Here is a 19269-nt window from a genome sequence, read left to right as displayed (position 1 = left end):
ATGAATCGAAACGGATGGAAGCAATTCCAGAAGCTGTTTGGCGCACAGTTCAAAATGACGTTTCGCGATAAGAATGTGTGGTTTTGGTCGATTTTCTATCCGGTTCTTCTACTGGTCATCTTCATCATGATCTTCGGCGGCAGTTCAGGTAGCAGCTTCACGGCGAAGCTCGCGCTCGTTGAACCTTCCTCCAATACACTGGCTGAGGATATGCGCAGCGGCTTGAAGCAGATCGACGTGTTCGAATATAAGTCAGATACGCCGGTAAGCCGCGAGAAGGCGGAGGAGTGGCTGAAGGATCGTGATGTGGACGCGGTGATCGTGCTGCCGCAGTCGGCAGATGCCTCTTCGCTTGAGCTGCTGCTCAATAAGGAGAAGCAGAACTCCCCATCCTCACAGGCGATACAGAGTATTCTGAACAATATCGTTCTGCAGATGAACAGTGCCGCTTCCGGTATTGCTCCTGCCTTTACCCTGAAGACGGACTTCGTATCCGCAGGCAGCGAAGAGCTGAAGTATACAGACTTCCTGCTCACCGGATTAATTGCGCTTGCCATCTCGCAAGCCGGCTTGTTCGGAATGGTATCGATGGTCGAAATGCGCCGCAACGGCCTGCTTAAGAGACTGATTCTGACGCCGGCGAGCATGGGACTGTTCGGAATGGGAGGCATCGCGGTTCGATTTATTCTCAGCGGGATTCAGATCGTCCTCCTGACGCTGATCGGCGTTCTCGCTTTCGGTGCACATATCAATATGAACGTGCCGGCATTCCTGATCGTCTTCCTTGTAGGAACATTGTCCTTTGCAGGGATCGGATTTATGCTCGCAGGGTTTAGCAAGACGATGGAAAGTTATTTCGGCATGGCGAATTTAACCAGCTTTATTATGATGTTCATCAGCGGCGTTTTCTTCGACATCAACGTATTGCCGAGCTATATTAAACCGCTCGCGAACGTCATGCCGCTGACTTATTTCGCTAACGGAATCCGAGACAGCATGGTGTATGATCTGGGTATGTTGAATGCCGCATTCTGGATGAATATCGGCATTATGCTGGCGTGGGGCCTTGTTTCAGTCCTCATTGGGTCGAAATTTTACAATTGGAAGCAGCCATAATGTGTTAGTCTTAAATAGAGAGCTTCTGCGCCATAAAGCGGATCATGTCCGTTTTTGCGGCTCAGAAGCTTTTTTAGCAAATATTTAACGAAATTGGTACCTGAGCGCGTAACTTTTTGAATGCTTGCGCCGTCTAAACGTTATTGAGATTAAAGATTTCTAATAGGAAGGGGGGTCTCTGCAGCCGCGATGGGATGGTGGAGAAGCAAACAAGCAACAAAGGAAGCTGTAGAATCCGACGCAACAAGGGAAACTGAAGCTCCGTACATACCAATAATCGAGACCAAACCGCTTCTCACCGTAGAGTCGGTTGAACGCACCTTTCAAGTTGGCGGACAGCCGCTTCATGTGTTGAAAGGGATTGCGATGGAGCTAAGGCCAAGGCAGCTCGTGATGCTCCGCGGGCGTTCCGGCTCCGGTAAAACCACGCTGCTCAATATGATCGGCGGGCTCGATCAACCAACGAAGGGCCATATTTTCTTTCAGGATTTGCCCTTCCATAGCATGAATGATGATGAACGCACGAAGGTAAGGCGCAAGCACATCGGGTTTATTTTTCAGGCGTACGCCTTAATGCCGCTCTTATCCGCTTATGAGAATGTCGAGCTGTCGCTGCGTATGGCGGGTATTCCGTCTCAGGAGTGGAAGAAGCGCGTTGAGCATTGCTTGGATCTTGTCGGTCTTGCCAAGAGGATGCATCACCGTCCGTTCGAGTTATCCGGGGGTGAACAGCAGCGTGTTGCGATCGCGAAGGCCATCGCACATCGTCCGAGTATGCTGCTTGCCGACGAGCCGACCGCTGAGCTTGATTCGCAAATGGCCGCACAAATTATGTCGGTATTCCAGACCATCATTCGCACGGAACAAGTTACGATTTGTATGACAACGCACGATCCCACGATTCTGGAGGTTGCCGATCATGTTTACGAAATGGTTGACGGGAAGTTCATTTAAGACTGCAGCTGTTGTAGTTCTTGGAGCTTCTCTTGTTTTCACGAGCGGATGCTCATTGCTGCCAAACGAGGATAACGAAGAATCATTGCCTGCTATAGCGCCGCCGCAAATTTCGAAGAAGCCGGAGTACGAGGTAACGACTGCTACGCTCGAATCGAAGAAGACGGGAATCGGGAAGCTGATTTCGCTTCAGGAAGAAACGCTGTATTTTACACTCGACGGCAAACGATTGAAGGAACTTCATATTAAAGTCGGCCAGAAAGTAACAGCAGGCCAAGTGATCGGTTCCCTCGATGTGGACGATATGAAGAAACAATTGCGCTCGGATAAACTGCAATTCTCGCGAGACGAACTGCAGATGAAAGAAACGCTGCGCAAGAAAGACGAGATGGACCCGGTAGAGTTCGAGCTTGCGAAGATCACCTTCGAAGAGAAGCGCCAGAAGTTGGTAGAATCGCAGCTGGAGATTGACAAAGCGATTCTGAAAGCGCCTTTCAGCGGTACAGTGGTTTCGTTGAACGTCATGAAAGGCGATTTGATCAAAGCTTACGATCCGGTATGTATCGTTGCAGATACAGGACAGTTAACCGCAGCAGCGAAAATGACCGCCGATGAGCTGCAAGGCATCTCCGTAGGCATGCCGGTTGTCGTTGATATCAACGGTGCCGGACAGGTCAAAGGCAAGATTGCTCAGCTTCCGATTCAGAAGGATGACGGAGGCGGTGGTGGCGAAGGCGGCGGTGGCAACGGAGGTGCGGGCGGCAATAAACCAGAGCGTCCTGAAGATTTCCTGACGGTGAAGCTGGATAAGATGCCTACAGGCGTGACGCGTGGAACGCCGCTGTCCATCTCCATTATTATGGACCGCAAAGAAAATGCAATCGTCATTCCGCCATCTGCATTACGTTCAATCGGGTCTCGTACTTACGTGCAAGTCATCGATGAGAACGGCAAACGCGAGGTGGATGTTGAAGTAGGGCAGCAAACGGCAACGCAAGTTGAAATCCTCAAGGGATTGACACCGGGGCAGAAAGTCGTAGGTCGATAAGCTATGGGGATGCCGCTATTTCGCTTTCTGCTTCGCAAAATGTGGAACACGCGATGGATGACGCTCAGCTCGCTGGCCGGCTTGATCATTGCCGTCGCCTTTGCGACCAGTATCCCGATGTACGCGGATGGAGCGCTGAAGCGGGTTGTGGCACAATCGCTCATGGAAGAGAGCAGCGGGCTGCCGGCGGGATCGCTTCTGATGCGTTACCAGGAAACGACCGGTAAGACGGATTTGAATGCGTTGACCGAGGTGTCCCGTTATATCCGCGAGGATGTGCCGAGTGAAGTTGGATTTCCTTTCGGCACCTATGTACAAAGCTTAGCCATTCGAACGGCGGAGCTGACGCCGGAGGATCCAACGACCGTCGATGCGAGCCGGGTTCGTCAGATGGGACTTACATCGATGAGCGGCCTCGATAAGAAAACAGAACTGACGCAAGGTCGTTGGTACACCGACACGGTTGGTGACGATGACACGATCGAAGCGGTCATTCTGGAAGAGGCGATGTACCGCAGTGACATTCATATCGGCGATGTGTTTGAATACCCGATCTACAGCGGTTTGAATCTGACGCTTCGCGTTAAGATCGTCGGAGCGTTTAAGCCGCTTAGCGATACGGATCCGTATTGGTATCAAGGGCTTGAAGGCTTGATGAGTACGCTGCAAATCGGCGAGAATGCCTTCCAGAAAGGGCTTATGAAGGATCGGAAGATTCCGGTTCATACGGCTAACTGGTATTATGCATTCGATTTGAAAGATATCAAGACAAGTCAATTGTCGCCGCTGAATCAGACGCTTGAGCGGTTGAACATCGAGCTGTACCAGCGTTTGAAGGATACGAGAGTAGAGATCTCATTCGCTAAACTGCTCAATGAATTCCGCAAGTCGAGTCTTCAGCTGCAGCTGCTGCTCTTTACATTGGCTGCACCGATGCTGGCGATGGTGTTTTACTTTATCGCAATGAATGCCCGGCAATCGCTTGATAAACAGCGCAGTGATATCGCTGTATTACGAAGCCGGGGAGCGGGAACCAGGCAGATCATCGGCATTTACATGCTGGAAGGATTACTGCTCGGAATCGTCGCTCTCCTCATTGGTCCGTTAATCGGTTGGTTTATGGCGAAGAGCATCGGCTCGGCCAATGGATTCCTGGAATTCGTCAATCGGAAATCGATTCCGATTGGATTCGGAACAGAGTCGATTATCGCAGGTATCGGCTCTGTGGTTCTTGCCCTTCTGGCGACCATCATCCCAGCGGTTATTTATGCCAGGGCTTCGATTGTGGACTATAAGAAGCAGATCGCGCGCTCTGATCGTAAACCGGTTTGGCAGAGATGGTATGGCGATGTGCTGCTGCTTGGCATCGCAGCTTATGGCTGGTACTTATTCAATGAACGCCAGATGATTTCGTTCAAAAGCAAAATGACGACGGATCAGCTGAACGTGCAGCCTTTTCTGTTCTTTGTTCCGGCGTTGGCAATCTTCGCAATGGGTTTGTTCTTCCTTCGCGTCTTCCCATGGCTGCTGAAGCTGTTTAATTGGATCGGCCGGAAGGTGCTTCCGGTGCCGCTCTACTTAACTTTGACTCAGCTGTCGAGATCGTCGAAGGGATACTACCCGCTGATGATATTGCTTATCTTGACGCTTGGATTAGGAGTTTACAATGCTTCTGCGGCTCGAACGATCGATCTGAACTCTACAGAGCGGACGCTCTACAAATTCGGAACCGATGTTGTCATGCAGACGGTATGGGAAGGAACTGCTGAAGTGATCGACACCGGAGGCGGAGATGCCGGCGGTGGCGGTGGCGGACAAGGCGGCAGCGGCGGTGGAGAAGGAGCCGGCGGCAATGGTGCTGGAGGCAATGGAGGAGGCGGAAATGGTGGAGGCGGCGGCAACGGCGGCGGCTCTACGGTTCCGACTCGGATCAACTATTCGGAGCCTCCATTTGAAGTGTTCCGCAAGCTGGATGGGGTAGAGGCGGCGGCGCGCGTGCTGCAGACCAAAGCCAATATCGTCGTTTCAGGACGATCGGCCGGACAAGGAACCGTCATGGGCATCGACAATGTCGATTTCTCCAAGGTGGCCTGGTTCCGTGACGATCTGTATCCTTCGCATCCGTTCAACTACTTAAATTATTTAGGGCTCTATGAACAAGCGGCTATTATTCCTTCCAACGTGGCCGAGAAATATCAGCTGAAGCTTGGCGATACGATCTCTGCCGGTTTGCAGGAAGGAATGATTGACTTCGTCGTCGTCGGTATCGTACCGTACTGGCCGAGTCAATATCCGGATTCATCACCGTTCATCATCGCGAATCTGGATTATATCTATGACCAAGTTCCGATGATTCCTTACGATGTATGGCTCAAAATGAAACCAGGTGCGCTTACCGCTCCAATCATGAAGCAGCTGCAGGATGAGGGCATTGAGCTTGCGAATGTTCAGGACGTGCGCATTGAGCTTGCTGTGCAATCGAAGCATCCGACACGCGGCGGCGTATTCGGGATCCTAAGTCTCGGCTTCCTTGTTTCCATCATTGTTTCGCTAACGGGCTACATTCTGTTCTGGTTCTTTAATCTATCAGGGCGGATCGTACAGTTTGGTGTTCTTCGCGCGATGGGGCTCTCCAGGAAGCAGTTGACCGGTATGCTGCTGCTTGAGCAGGTGTTTACAGCGGGACTGTCCATTGGACTCGGTATCCTAATCGGCAAAATTGCAAGTTTGCTATTCTTGCCATTCCTGCAGACGACCGATAATGTCGCGAACTCTGTACCGCCGTTTAGGGTCGTATTCGATTCCAAGGATACGACGCAGCTCTACATCGTGGTCGGATGCATGATGCTGATGGGTGCAGCGCTTCTACTCATTCATATCCGCAGATTGCGCGTACATCAAGCCGTTAAGATGGGAGAGGAGCGTTAAGACCTCATGATTACTTGCGAGGGACTCGTTAAAATTTACAAATCAGATGATCTTGAGGTCGTTGCACTGCAAGGGCTGAACCTTCACGTCCGTGAAGGTGAAATGATGGCGATTATCGGCAACAGCGGCAGCGGGAAATCGACGCTGCTCAATATACTGGGCGGTCTTGACCGCCCTTCGGCCGGCCAAGTGAGTGTAGGGCCATGGGATTTGCTCAAGATTACCGATGAGCAGCTCGTTTCTTATAAACGCGATACCGTCGGTTTTATCTGGCAGAGTAATGCACGCAATTTGCTCCCGTATTTAACGGCGCTCGAGAACGTGGAGATGCCGATGATGCTGTCCTCCAAACTGGATCGCGCTTATGCGAAGCAGCTGCTGGAGTGGGTGGGGCTGAAGGAGCGCATGCACAATAAGCTGCATCAGCTCTCAGGCGGTGAACAGCAGCGGGTTGCAATCGCGATTTCGCTGTCAAACCGGCCGAAGCTGCTGCTTGCCGATGAGCCGACAGGCTCCGTCGATACGCGTACTTCAGATCTCATCATGGATATCTTCCGCAGACTTAATCGCGAGATCGGCATTACGATTGTTATCGTTACGCATGATTTATCGTTAGCCGGTAAGGTTGACCGTGTCGTGGCGATTCGGGATGGATTAACCAGTACCGAATTTATTAAGCGGAACCCGAATCTGGACGATAAAGATCAGATAGGCGACCATTCGACTCTCGGCGGCGCTGAGGCCATGCATGAAGAATATGTCGTCGTTGACCGGGTAGGCAGACTTCAAATTCCGAAATCGTATTTAACAGCCTTACAAATTACAGATAAAGCATCAATGGAATTTGACGGTGAGCGCATCATTATCTCGCCGCCTAAATCACTGGAGGGGTAGAACCAATGGAGAAGAAGGTAAGACGTTCACGGGGAAAACTAATTATGAGGACTTCTGCTTTGGCGGTTACAGCAGGCCTGCTGGCATCAAGTCTTGCAGCATGCAGCAAGGGAGACAGCGGCAATGAAGCAGAGCGTCATGTACTGAGAATCGGCTTTATGTATTCCAATTCCGATAATGAACCTTATCTGCGTCAACAGTTCACGGATGGTTACGAACTAACGCATCCGAATATCGACATCGAAATCGCAGCAGCAATCAACTATGATGACCAGCGTTTCGAAGAGCCCGATCCGAACAAGAAGCAGCCAGACCCCTATGAGAAGCTGAAAGAGATGATCAACGGCAAGAACCCTGTCGATGTTGTTGTACTGGAATCTTCTTATTTGAAACGTCTGGTAGAAGACAATCTGCTTAAACAGCTGGACCCTCTGATCCAAGAGAGTGAATTTGATATCGAGGATTTCGTACCGACGGTTATCGATGGTATCAAGGATGCGGGAGGCGGCAGCCTCTATGCGCTTACGCCGACCTTCAATGCTTCAGCGCTCTATTACAATAAGAAGTTGTTTACTGATGCCGGTGTTACGCCGCCGACAGACGGCATGACTTGGACAGATATCCTTACGAAGGCCAAACAGGTAGCGAAGGGCGAAGGGGCAGAGCGTAAATTCGGATTCTCGTTCAATCGTTGGAGCGGAGACCCGTTCTGGGATTCGCAAACCTACTCGGCACCTCTTCAGCTTAAGATGTTTGACAATAAAGCAGAGAAGATGACCGTAGATACACCGCAATGGCGCAAAGTGTGGAGTGAAGTAGCCGCATTGTACCAAGAGAAAATCGTACCTACCCAAGAAGATATGAACAACGGTGGCGGCGGTGGCATTGCCAGGGACAAAGAAGTCGCATTTAACCCGTTCCAGAACGATCTATTCATCAGCGGTCGCATCGCCATGATGATCGGCGGCTATGACTATGTGAATGAGCTGTCCAGAGCGAAAGATTATGCCACTAAGAACCCTAAGATTCCATCCCCGGATTGGGATGTCGTGACGATCCCGACTTTCGAGGAAGCTCCTGGTATTGGCGGCAGCATCTACTTGAACAATCTAATGGCGATCAGCGCCAATGCACAGAACAGCGACGATGCTTGGGACTTCATCCAGTTCAACAACAGCAAGGAATGGGCGAAGCTGAAATCCCGCAGCACGTATGAGATGGTAGCACGTAAATCGTTCCTGAAGCCGAAGGACGGCATGAACTATAACATCGAGGCCTTCTACACCCTTAAACCGATTCCACCGCAGGATATCACGCTTGAGAAGCTCTACCGCGAGAAGCCGAACCTCTATCAGGTTCAACAGTTTGCACAGCCACTCTTCCAGGAAGTCATACAGAAGAAGAAATCCGTCGAAGAGGCGCTTAAAGAATGGCAGACCAAAGGGGATGCCATGCTGCAGAAGATCAAGGACAATCCGAATGGTCCGCTTGAGCCGGTTGATGGCGGAGGCGGCGTAGGCATTAATGTTTACGGCGGTAAAGGCTAAATTATAGTGGAGCAACCGCATTGGCGCATCTTGCGTCGATGCGGTTTTTTATATCTTTGTCGGATCGTTCAGAGCCGATGCTTGTTTTTTCCGAAAATGGGGCATTCTAAGCGAAACGGCGAAGAAGGGAGTAAGTGACATGAAGTGGATATATTGGGGGCGTCTGTATGAAACCAAATTTCAAGCCGGATGTCTGGTTAGACGGATGGAAAACGACTGGTGGGTATACGGTTATGAATGTCCGCAAGAGATCGAAGTATTTCGTTCGCGCAAAGGAAGATTCGGCGTTCGATTTCTGCCATAAAAATATACTTGACTTATTCATGCATCATATAGTATATTATTTCTTGTCGCCATTGAATGATTTGTAGTGAATGAGTGTTATCGCGGGGTGGAGCAGCTCGGTAGCTCGTCGGGCTCATAACCCGAAGGCCGCAGGTTCAAATCCTGCCCCCGCAACCAACCTTTCGATTATTATCGTAAGGGCCCTTAGCTCAGTTGGTTAGAGCGGTCGGCTCATAACCGATTGGTCGGGGGTTCGAGTCCCTCAGGGCCCACCATTCCACAATCATGAACATGCCGGGGTGGCGGAACTGGCAGACGCACAGGACTTAAAATCCTGCGGTGGGTGACCACCGTACGGGTTCGATTCCCGTCCTCGGCATCCAACAAGAAACCTTGATGATTCAAGGTTTTTTTATTTTTTAAGGGTGCTTGTATGTATACTTAAAACATCAAATCCTGTGCGTTTAAACTTACCACACAGGATTTTCGTAAAAGCTTATAATACCTCCTTTGCAGTATCTGACTAGATCAGATAATCAAGGGAGGTATTTTTATTATGCGTATCACGAAAGTTAAAAAATCAGCGCCAGCAACAATGGAGTTGCTTGAGAAAGACTTTTTTGGCAGCACTAATTATTGAACCAAATTAAAGACATCAGCCCCCTAATAAAGAGAGCTGATGTCTTTACACAACGTGTTGAACGATTGCTTTAATAATTTCCGCAAAAGCTAAATTAAAAAAAGTTTTAGCTAAGGAACGGGCCACCTTGGCAACATTCATCGATGTGTGTGACTTCCTATAAAACACTACATTCGCTTTTTTCATAGTCATAGTCCTCCATTGAAATTGAGTAATAAATAAATCTCCAATGGTGGTGCTAAAAACATATAAAAGTAACAATCAATGACGAATGGTTTCCATGACCAAATAGCAAATCGTGGAATATAGGGGAGCCATATTTGATATTAAATTATAGCCTATTAAAATTCAACTACAAAATGAACTCTTTTGACATTTTCAACGACAATCTACCTAGATGAAATTACCATATCGTTCTACTAGATTGTAATTTTTTATTTTTTTTGAATATAAGTTAATATATTTGTACACAAGTTTTGAAATATAAAGGTTCCAGCTCGAAGAGAGCTGGAACCTTTTTTCGTTGTTGAGGTGTTTTATGGAACGGCTGCCCGTCAAAGAATAGCCGTTTTTTGCTAGCTTGATTCCAATCAAAATAAAGAGGCGTAGGAGAGGGCTGCAATATGTTTCGTCCGAAAATCGTAGAATAGTTCATTTTCTCCGTTTGCTTCTGACTCTAAAATACAAGTTGACAATGAATAAACGCTTGCTGCGTTACAATCCGTACGACGAAATGTTGGGAGGGGATTAACAAGCTTGCCCTGATGATAGACCATGAATGTTTTCACAAAATATACCACAGAAGGGATAATAATATGAACAAGCACAATCTGAAATCACGCCTGGCATCGCGTCTGACTGCTTTGGTTCTTAGTATTTTGCTAGTGGCACTAACACTACTGCCCGCGACTGCTTTCGCAGATACCCCTACCGAAGGCGATCCCTTCCAAGGCGAGATTCTATTCCCCTTCAATGAGGGGAATGGCTCGAGCTCCAGTGCCCTGTCGGGCGATCTATCAGCGACATTAAACAACTACGCTTGGAATCCAAATGGCCGAGGCAATACTTCCGCGTTCTCCAATGACCAAGCAGGCCAGAACGGAATTACAATCGACTACGGCACTCCTTTCGCGAGTGTAAATGATCTTACGATGGGCGTTTGGGTGAAGCCCGCAGCCCCCAATTCCGGACAAACCAGTTCTTTAATGGCCCCGCCTTATGCTGGTACTACAGGCAATTGGGGATTCAGTAGTGGAGAAATCTGGTGGAGTATCAACTGGGGCACCAGTGCAAACAACTTCGCTGACACAAGTATAAGCTTCCTGTCTTATGGATCGAATGGTTCCGAATGGGATGGCGGCCTCTCAGCGCCGGCAGGCAATCTGGCAGATGGAAACTGGCATTATTTGGCATACAGCTTAAGTGCAACTGCGAAAACGATCGCTCTGTATGTAGACGGCAATCTGATCGGCGAGAAAGATTATAGTTCCCTATATCCAGTCAATCTGCAAGCTTACAAATGGTTCGGAGGGAATGGGTACCAGGCTAAGTCGTACACCGGCCTGTTGGATGAGCTTTCCGTTTTCCCTTCTGTTCTGGGTGACTCTGCGCATGAAGCACTATATAACAGAGCACCTAATACTAGCAATCCTAGCAATCCGGGCAATCCTGGCGATTCTCTCCAAGGCGAGATTCTATTCCCCTTCAATGAGGGAAATGGTTCGACCTCCAGCGCCAATTCCGGTGAGCTGACAGCCACATTGAACAACTATGTATGGGATATCGATCACAATGGCCGGGGCGATACTTCCGCGATTACCAATGACCAAACAGGCCAGAACGGGCTGACGATCGACTACGGTACTCCGTTCGCGAGTGTAAATGAACTTACGATGGGCGTTTGGGTGAAACCCTCTGCTCCCACTCCTGGATCATCCAGTTATTTAATGGCTCCGCCTTATGCCGGTACCACTGGCAGTTGGGGGTTAAATGCCGGAGAAATCTGGTGGAATATCGGTTGGGGCACCAGTGCAAACAATTACGCCGACACAACCATAAACTTCACATCATACGGATCGGATGGATCCGAGTGGGGAAGCAGCCTTTCGGCGCCAGCGGGGAATTTGGCAGACGGTGACTGGCACTATGTGGCGTTCTCCTTCAGCGCGACGGCGAAAACAGTCGCACTGTATGTGGACGGCAATCAGATCGGTAACAAGAGCTACACGTCCACATTCCCTATTAATCTGCAAGCCTACAAATGGTTCGGCGGGGCTGGCTATAATGGAAGCGGGTACACGGGCCTGCTGGATGAGCTTTCCGTTTTCCCTTCCGTTCTGGGCGATACCGCTCATGAAGCGTTGTATAACAGAGCGCCTAATACGAGCGACAATACAGGCAATTCAGGCGATCCCTTGCAAGGCGAGATCCTTTTTCCTTTCAATGAGGGCAATGGTTCAACCTCCGGCGCCCTTTCGGACGGTCTGACGGCTACATTAACCAACTATATGTGGGATATCAATCACAGCGGCCGGGGCAATACTTCCGCAATCACCACGGACAGCAGAGGTGCGAGCGGGCTCACAATCGACTACGGTGCTCAGTTCGCGAATGTAAATGATCTTACCATGGGCGTATGGGTCAAACCCTCAGCTCCTAGTCCAGGAACATCCAGTTCATTAATGGCCCCGCCTTATGGCGGCTCCGATGGCAGTTGGGGGTTACATGCCGGAGAAATCTGGTGGAATATCGGCTGGGGCACGAGTGAAAACAATTACACCGACACCAAGATAAACTTCCTATCTTACGGATCTGATGGCTCCGAGTGGGATAGCAGCCTTTCAGCGCCAGCAGGGAATTTGGCCGACGGCAACTGGCACTATCTGTCGTTCTCCTTTAGCGCGACGGAGAAAACAGTCGTTCTTTATCTGGACGGCAGTCAGATCGGTGAAAAGACATATACGTCCACATTCCCTGTTAATCTTCAATCCTACAAATGGTTCGGCGGAGGCGGATATAATGAAAGCGCGTATACCGGCCTTCTGGATGAGCTTTCGATCTTCACCTCTGCTCTGGGTAGCACCGCACATGCAGCGCTATATAACAGAGCGCCTAATACAGACGGCACCGGACAGCAGACAGATCCGGCCGACACCGATCAGGTAGGCGACAAAACCTATCATGTGGCCAAGACCGGCAGCGACAGCAACCCCGGCACCGATGCCGAACCATTCCTTACGATTCAGAAGGCAGCTAATGTTCTCCTGCCTGGCGAAACCGTAATCATCCACGAGGGCGTCTATGAAGAATCCGTACGTCCGAAGTACAACGGCACGGCTGAACACCCGATTTCATTTAAATCTGGCGACGGCGAGAAAGTAGTCATCTCAGGTGCGAACCTGATCACCGAGGCATGGCAGACGGCGTCAAACCCAAGTGCGGTGGAATATGACGCAGATGACGCCAACCTCTGGAAAGTGAACATCAGCTTGCCGATGGGCAATTACCGCAATCAAATTTTTGTGGACGGCGAAGCCATGCTGCCTTCACGGTATCCGAACGTTGCGAAGGAAGACGCGTACTATCGTCCGAACTGGCTGACTTATGAGTTCGACGGCGAGAATGCCAGTACCGGCGGATGGTCTACCCCTACGGGCAAGCTGCGCGACCCCGAGATGAACCAACCGGCAGGTACATGGGACGGTGCAGCGATTGTGGGTATGGACAACCGCGGATGGAACTTATCCGGTGCGGAAGTCGTCTCATCCACGCCAGGCTGGCTTAATCTTGCAAACATGAATTTCTATGAGCTAGGCCCAACCGGCTACGCCTCAGGCGATGATTTCCATTACTATATCCAGAACGCAATGGCCGCTCTGGATGCACCATATGAGTGGTTTTATAACCAGAATAGCGAAACGCTGTATGTACAGCTCCCGAACGGCTTAAACCCAAATGATCTGGATGTTCGTTACAAAGCACGTGATTGGGGCTTGGATCTGTCCAGCCGTAAATACATCCATATCGAAGGTATCGACCTAAACGGCTGCAGCCTGACTATGCGCAGCGGCGTGAGCAATGTAGTGAATAAAATGACAGCCAAGTACGTCACCGAATTCCTGTCCCCAGATAATGAGCGGGGCGGCATCATCGTAGGCGGCAAGAACAACACCTTGATCAACAGCGAGATCGCCTATTCTGCCGGTGCGCTGGTCACCGTTGAAGGCGAAGGCAACAAGATCGTCAACAGCAAGCTGCATGACGCTACTACCGGCCCGACATTGTTTACCTTCTCGATAACCATTTCGGGTATCAACCATTTGATCAGCCACAACCAGATTTATAACGCCAGCGGAACTCTGATCGGCGGCAGCTTCTACGCCAGCGAAATCTCCTACAACGATATCCATGACGGTAACTGGCACAGCACTGACGCAGGACTGATGTATTTCGCTTATAACGATTTTGGTAACAGCCAAATTCACCACAACAAAATCCATGATTCCCACAGCGAATTTTCCAATGGCGTGTACTTTGATCTGGGCTGCAAGAACGCCTTGGTATACGGCAATGTGTTTTGGAATTTGCCATGGACGGCTGTTTTCATTAACTCCAGCTCCGAATTTATATCCGTGGTCAACAACACGGTCTACAAAGGAGCAACCAGTCACTCGAATCCTGAAATTTACACGAACTCCCCAGGCGACGCCTACATGGACGTTTTTATGAACAACATCGTAGATTCCCGCGGCGTGGGTACTGATAACGTTAACGCCGGCGCGGTGGTACTGGACAACTACAGCAGGCCAAATGACGACATCGATGGAACCGCGACCTTTAACAACCCATCGGCGTTTGACTTTACCCTGAAATCCGGTTCCGACGCAGTCAGTATGGGCTCCTATCAGCCGGGAGATAGCTGGACTGCCGGTCTGAAGGGTACTCCGGTAACGGCCGAAGATGTTAGCAGCGGCCCGCAGTTCCTGTCTTATTCGAACAGAAACCTGTTGTTCAACAGCGGTTTTGAGTGGCCGCGCGTGGAATTCCCGAGCATGGGCTCAATGCCGTATTGGGAAAAAACAGGGACAGGGAGCGCATCGCTCGTCAGAGCCGGTTCATCGGCCGACAACGCTCATGCCCGCGATCAGAACGCAGTGGAGCTGACCGGTCAGAACATCGGACTCGAGCAGGAGATTGCAGGTCTGGAGCCTGGTGTGGAATACGTGCTGCGCGGCTTTGCCCGGATGGGCAACGGCAGCAGCGCCGAAGGGCAGAAGGTAGAAATAGGCGTAATTGTCGGTGCAGATACCCTCAAAGATGAATTGGACCGGCCCGCATGGCGATCGGTGTCCATCACATTTACGGCAGACGAGACCGGAACAGCCAAAGTCTACGCCACAAAGACAACATCCGGATCACGAGCACTGGTAGACGACTTCTCGGTTGTGCGTGCCGATCTTACGCCTGACGAGGGACCTGTCAGCGACGATCTGTACCCGATGCTTCAGTCCCCAGTGGCACTGCTGGACGATATGCTGTTTGAGAATGCCAAATGGACGGCAGCCAACCAATCGTCGTTTGTGAAAGACGAACCGACCGGTCTCACCCTGGAAGCTCAGTCCGGCCAATCAGCAGCTGCGTTCTACACCCAGGAAAAGTACAGTAACAAGGACTTCTATTTGAAACTGGACGAGAGTGAAGATCTTGACGCTCTTGACCTGAACATCATACTTCGGGCAAATGCGGCTACGCGAACTGCCAACAGGTATGAGATTGCTATTCAAGGCAGGACTGCCACACTGACCCGTTATTACAACGGTCAGGGTCTCCAATTGGGGCAATGGACGGTAGACATTAACGATCGGCTCTTGAAGGCCGGAGCAGTATGGGATGATGTCAACGAAAGCGGGTACGGCGGCGTGACCGTGACGCTCAAGAATGGAGACGAAACGCTATTCTCCGTGCGAGATGAGAATAACTTAAACGTCTCCTCCCCTGGTTACTTCGGCCTGGCGACTGGATCCTCCATCAAACTCGGACGCGTGACCGAGTATGTGGATATGGGCACAGTCATTGCAGATAAGGCTAATTGGAAATCCGGAGGGACTTCAATCAACTGGGAGAATAACGATACCAAGTTGACCCCCGTCGGAGCTGGAACTGCAGGTTACACCGGTAGAACATTCGGCGACGCAGAGTTCGTGGTGGGCTTCGAGTCCGGCATGAACACCGGGGCGTTCCCGAACTTTACCCTGCGAGCTCCGACCGAGGGGGATCTTCTAAACAACCCTTGGAGCGGCTCAAAATACAGTGTTATCTTCAAGGAGGGCTCCTTTGAGATTCAGCATTGGCAGGAACTCTGGAAGACCGGTTCAAGCATTCTGTCGGATGACGGCCGATCGGCGCTGGCGGACAACAAAGGCTTTGTACCGGCGTATACAGACACACTGGTTAAAATCAGTACAGTAAACACCGACTATGGCGTGTGGATCCGCGTCAAGGCAGGCGACACGATCGTCGCAAGTTGGATTGACGAGAATAATTATCATACGAACGAGGGATATTTTGGCATCTGTGGCTACACCGAACCGATGTCCATCTCAGTGCCTGGCGAGAGTACTTATGTTCCTGTCGACATTGGGAACCCGGACGATAAGCCGGGCAATGACACTGATGTAGCTGTGACAGGAATCGCCGTAACGGGTGCGAGCGGAGCATCCGCGATCGCGAGCCTCGGCGGGACGATGCAAATGACCGCAACCATGACGCCTGACAATGCAACCGATAAATCCGTCTCCTGGAAGGTCGTCGGCACGGATGGCAACGCAACGAACAAGGCGACGATCGATGAGAACGGCCTTCTGACAGCAGTGGGGGACGGTGTAGTCAAAGTCGTCGCCACGGCAAATGACGGATCAGGAGTAACGGGCGAAACCCTCGTCACGATTGATTCGACGCCGCCGGTAATCGTTGCTCCAAGCGATCTGTCGTATCTCCAAACAGAAGCGGTATCGATCACATTCTCCGCAAGCGACAGCGGAAGCGGCTTGCAATCATTGACCGTATCCTTTAACGGCAAGACGACATCCGGAACGGTTTCCGTAGATCCGCTCGGCCTCGCGGTTGGAACGTATCCGATCGTCGCTATAGCAACGGATAATCTCGGTCATCAAACGACGCAGACGTTCAGCTTGAAAATCACGATAGAAGTTGCTCAATTAGACGAACTGATCTCTCTCGGGGCAACCCGCGGTTTGATCGCGGACGCCAAAACAGTGAAATCTCTTCAATCGGATATTGACAAAATCCAAAAGGATCAAGCGAAAGGCAAGCTTGACGCGAAGGATTTCAAACAGCTGGAAAAGGATATCAACAAGGAGAAAGGCAAAAAGATCAACACCGCTTTCGCGAATCTGTTGCTGCAGAGCATCGAAGCGTTAAAGAGTTCCCTGTAAAAATAAGCAGAAAACACAAGCCGACTTGCCAGCGAGCAAGTCGGTTTTTTTTTACTTAATCGGACACGATCTGAATTTAAGTATTGCCATATCCCATCTACTGGAAATATAATCTCATTAGTCATAGATATGATAATAGATACCTAAACTTCAGCGAGGTGAAACAATTGCAACTCCTTCGAACAATCACAGACAGTGACTTTGACGGCGGTGAGCCGGAGATGCTGGAGCTGGTGTCTAGGCACGCTTCCAGAGGCGTTCTTATTAATGACCACTTCCAAGTCGCGATGATGTATATGGCGAAGCTAGGCCTTTATAAATTGCCCGGCGGTGGGGTAGAAGCGGGGGAGAACGCCGAGGAAGCATTAATACGGGAGATAAGAGAAGAAACGGGCTGCATGGCATCCATTGTTCATGAGCTGGGTTATATGGATGAACATAAGAATAGAAATCGGTTTTTCCAGCGCTCGTTCAGCTACATCGCGAAAGTGGTAGACCTGCCCGGTGCTACATCTCTATCAGACAATGAGATCAAGCTCGGCATGCAAGTGAAGTGGGTTCATCTCAATCAAGCCATCGTATTCATGAACAGCTCCGTCAGCGATTATTCCACTCGGTTCATGCTGCTGCGAGATCGAATCATCCTTGAAGAAGCGGCTCATTGGTTAAATAAACAAACAAACCTCCATCGCAGTATCTGATTCAATCAGGTACTCACGATGGAGGTTATTTATTTGGCTGGTTTGATGAGTGCATTACTGTGAATGTCCAGCAGCGAGAAGGCTCTTCCGATCATATCTTTATCTTTCTCATAGAGATGCGTTGCTTTATCGAAGATGCCGCTTGACTTGGCCACATGGTTTAATTGTTGGACCATAAACTCGGAATTACAGAGGGCAACCACACGATTGCTATATTTGGTTAACTCCTGTTGGAAGACGGTAGCGAGTTCCACGATTTCAGGAGAATAGACAACGGCTTCCCCATCTGAGGCTTTCATCTCGCGATGATCGACCAGTATATTCAACTCATTCTGCCCATAGGCGGAACAGATCCCCAAGATGACAGAAGATAAATAATCCACATCCTGCTTGCCTGAGAACAACCCGCTAACCGAGAATGCCAGCACTTTCTTCTCCGGATCCAGGTTGTATTGAAATCGCTCTTTAAAGGGGACTTTGAAATCTCTGGGAAGGTAGGTAGGCGTTAAGGAGAACCGCTCTCCAGAGAACATATAAGACATGGTGACTTGAAGTGCAGCCGTAATTTTCTGGATATTGACAAGACTAATATTACGTTCTCCCCGTTCAACTCCACTTATGTACGTACGGTCTAGTCCAGATCGATATGCCAGCTGTTCCTGTGACATTCCGCTCCTGGCTCGGAGTTCTTTCACTCTTTGTCCAAACTCCAGGCATATATCCATTGCTGCCTATTAAACCCCCTATTATTTCCCATATATACATTAAGAGAATAGCGGCAATGTGACGTAAAGTCAACAGACGGAAAGCTCGAATCTAGTTATTATTTATTATATCTGTGAGAAATGATATGAAAATAATAAAAGGAGTCATGAACAGTGAGAATTAGTTATGCTGGCAGGAGTTTTTTGAGGCTCTCTATATTTTTGCTGGTCTTCCTCGTTGGGCTGGTTACATGGCTGTTCTGGGGGAATCACTTATACATAAAGCTTACCCCTTTGTGGTGCGTGGTGTTGCCAATTCTATATAACATCATGGAGAACCTTAAGCGGCAGAGATGTGAGCGGCTTATTCGCAAAGAATACAAGGAAATGCCAATCATGTCGGTTGAGGCATGGGGAGATGCCGGTTACGGATTTTTATCGGTGACGAAAGAATCGATTTATTTTGTCCCTCAGAAAGGGTCTGTATTTTACTTGCCTCATCATGAAACCAGCACGTACGGCTATGACTTTATCGGAACAGCTAAAGGTAGCTCGTTCACAACGAACAGTAAGGAGAAATGCCGTTCGAGACGGACGAAAATCCCTGTATTTTATGTGGATTTCACCGATCACAGGTTTTACTTTCAATCGAATAAAAACAAACAATTTTATCATGAGGTTGAGCTGGTAAATCGCGCGACAGTTCAACATTTTTAATACAGGCTGTATAAAGCGAGTCCAATCGGAGCATAATAATTGTTGACGGTGTGAAGAGAGGTGTGGTTCCGTTGGACCTTATGGTGCTAGGGCTACTGGAGGAATTTATTTAATCACTTCACGATATGGAAGCGAGGGGTTGTGTCGCAGAGCAGATCTGAACACACGCGCTGATAACGATCCGGGTCAAATCGGTGAGTACTAAGCGGTGCCCAAGTTTTTCAAAGAAGTTTAGTGTGAGAATGGAAGAATTCAACGATCGATCACCGTCGAGAAGGAGC

The 19269-nt window shown here is 49.8% G+C and carries 12 protein-coding genes and 3 tRNA genes; 13 read left to right on the top strand and 2 right to left on the bottom strand.

The genetic code is table 11. From position 1 onward, the window contains the following. From AC0YN4_RS08010 to AC0YN4_RS07965, 10 genes are all read left to right on the top strand, one after another. Nucleotides 1-1116 carry an ABC transporter permease gene (locus AC0YN4_RS08010; RefSeq protein WP_475779237.1) on the top strand — a complete coding sequence of 372 codons (1116 nt, stop codon included), beginning with the start codon at nucleotides 1-3 and terminating at the stop codon, nucleotides 1114-1116. Nucleotides 1117-1305: 189 nt separating this feature from the next. Continuing rightward, nucleotides 1306-2070 carry an ABC transporter ATP-binding protein gene (locus AC0YN4_RS08005; protein ID WP_475779238.1) on the top strand — a complete coding sequence of 255 codons (765 nt, stop codon included), beginning with the start codon at nucleotides 1306-1308 and terminating at the stop codon, nucleotides 2068-2070. Next, complete coding sequence (locus AC0YN4_RS08000) at nucleotides 2036-3118, top strand: efflux RND transporter periplasmic adaptor subunit (RefSeq protein WP_475779239.1); 1083 nt, start codon at nucleotides 2036-2038, stop codon at nucleotides 3116-3118. The genes AC0YN4_RS08005 and AC0YN4_RS08000 overlap by 35 nt, the downstream gene beginning before the upstream one ends. A 3-nt stretch (nucleotides 3119-3121) precedes the next feature. Further along, complete coding sequence (locus AC0YN4_RS07995; protein ID WP_475835525.1) at nucleotides 3122-6046, top strand: ABC transporter permease; 2925 nt, start codon at nucleotides 3122-3124, stop codon at nucleotides 6044-6046. Nucleotides 6047-6052: 6 nt separating this feature from the next. Further along, nucleotides 6053-6940 (top strand): ABC transporter ATP-binding protein, encoded by an 888-nt coding sequence (locus tag AC0YN4_RS07990; protein ID WP_475835524.1) that lies wholly within the window; start codon nucleotides 6053-6055, stop codon nucleotides 6938-6940. Between the two features lie 5 nt (nucleotides 6941-6945). Beyond that, entirely contained in the window at nucleotides 6946-8487 is a 1542-nt protein-coding gene (locus tag AC0YN4_RS07985; RefSeq protein ID WP_475835523.1) for an ABC transporter substrate-binding protein, read from the top strand. A gap of 139 nt (nucleotides 8488-8626) precedes the next feature. Further along, on the top strand, nucleotides 8627-8791 hold the full coding sequence (locus AC0YN4_RS07980; RefSeq protein ID WP_177186601.1) for a hypothetical protein: 165 nt from the start codon (nucleotides 8627-8629) through the stop codon (nucleotides 8789-8791). Nucleotides 8792-8872: 81 nt separating this feature from the next. Beyond that, nucleotides 8873-8949, top strand: a tRNA-Met gene (locus AC0YN4_RS07975). Between the two features lie 21 nt (nucleotides 8950-8970). Further along, nucleotides 8971-9047 (top strand) — tRNA-Ile (locus tag AC0YN4_RS07970). An 18-nt stretch (nucleotides 9048-9065) separates the two neighbouring features. Continuing rightward, a tRNA-Leu gene (locus tag AC0YN4_RS07965) sits at nucleotides 9066-9151 on the top strand. Nucleotides 9152-9457: 306 nt separating this feature from the next. On the opposite strand, the gene AC0YN4_RS07960 is transcribed toward AC0YN4_RS07965, so the two are convergent. Then, nucleotides 9458-9598 (bottom strand): hypothetical protein, encoded by a 141-nt coding sequence (locus AC0YN4_RS07960; protein WP_475835522.1) that lies wholly within the window; start codon nucleotides 9596-9598, stop codon nucleotides 9458-9460. A gap of 629 nt (nucleotides 9599-10227) precedes the next feature. Here AC0YN4_RS07960 and AC0YN4_RS07955 point away from each other — a divergent pair. After that, a complete protein-coding gene (locus AC0YN4_RS07955) occupies nucleotides 10228-16866 on the top strand; it encodes a LamG-like jellyroll fold domain-containing protein (protein ID WP_475835521.1) in 6639 nt (2212 codons plus the stop codon). A 158-nt stretch (nucleotides 16867-17024) separates the two neighbouring features. Continuing rightward, nucleotides 17025-17567, top strand: a complete 543-nt coding sequence (locus AC0YN4_RS07950; RefSeq protein WP_475835520.1) for an NUDIX hydrolase — start codon at nucleotides 17025-17027, stop codon at nucleotides 17565-17567. Nucleotides 17568-17596: 29 nt separating this feature from the next. Here the strand turns inward: AC0YN4_RS07950 and AC0YN4_RS07945 are convergent, their stop codons facing one another. Next, nucleotides 17597-18292 carry a helix-turn-helix domain-containing protein gene (locus AC0YN4_RS07945; RefSeq protein WP_475779244.1) on the bottom strand — a complete coding sequence of 232 codons (696 nt, stop codon included), beginning with the start codon at nucleotides 18290-18292 and terminating at the stop codon, nucleotides 17597-17599. Between the two features lie 309 nt (nucleotides 18293-18601). Between AC0YN4_RS07945 and AC0YN4_RS07940 the strand changes: the two genes are divergently transcribed. After that, nucleotides 18602-18988: a hypothetical protein gene (locus tag AC0YN4_RS07940; protein WP_475835519.1), complete on the top strand. Its 387-nt coding sequence runs from the start codon at nucleotides 18602-18604 to the stop codon at nucleotides 18986-18988. Nucleotides 18989-19269 lie beyond the last annotated feature (281 nt).

This window comes from Paenibacillus sp. J22R3 (assembly GCF_056269305.1).
This window is presented reverse-complemented; position numbering and strand designations above follow the sequence as displayed.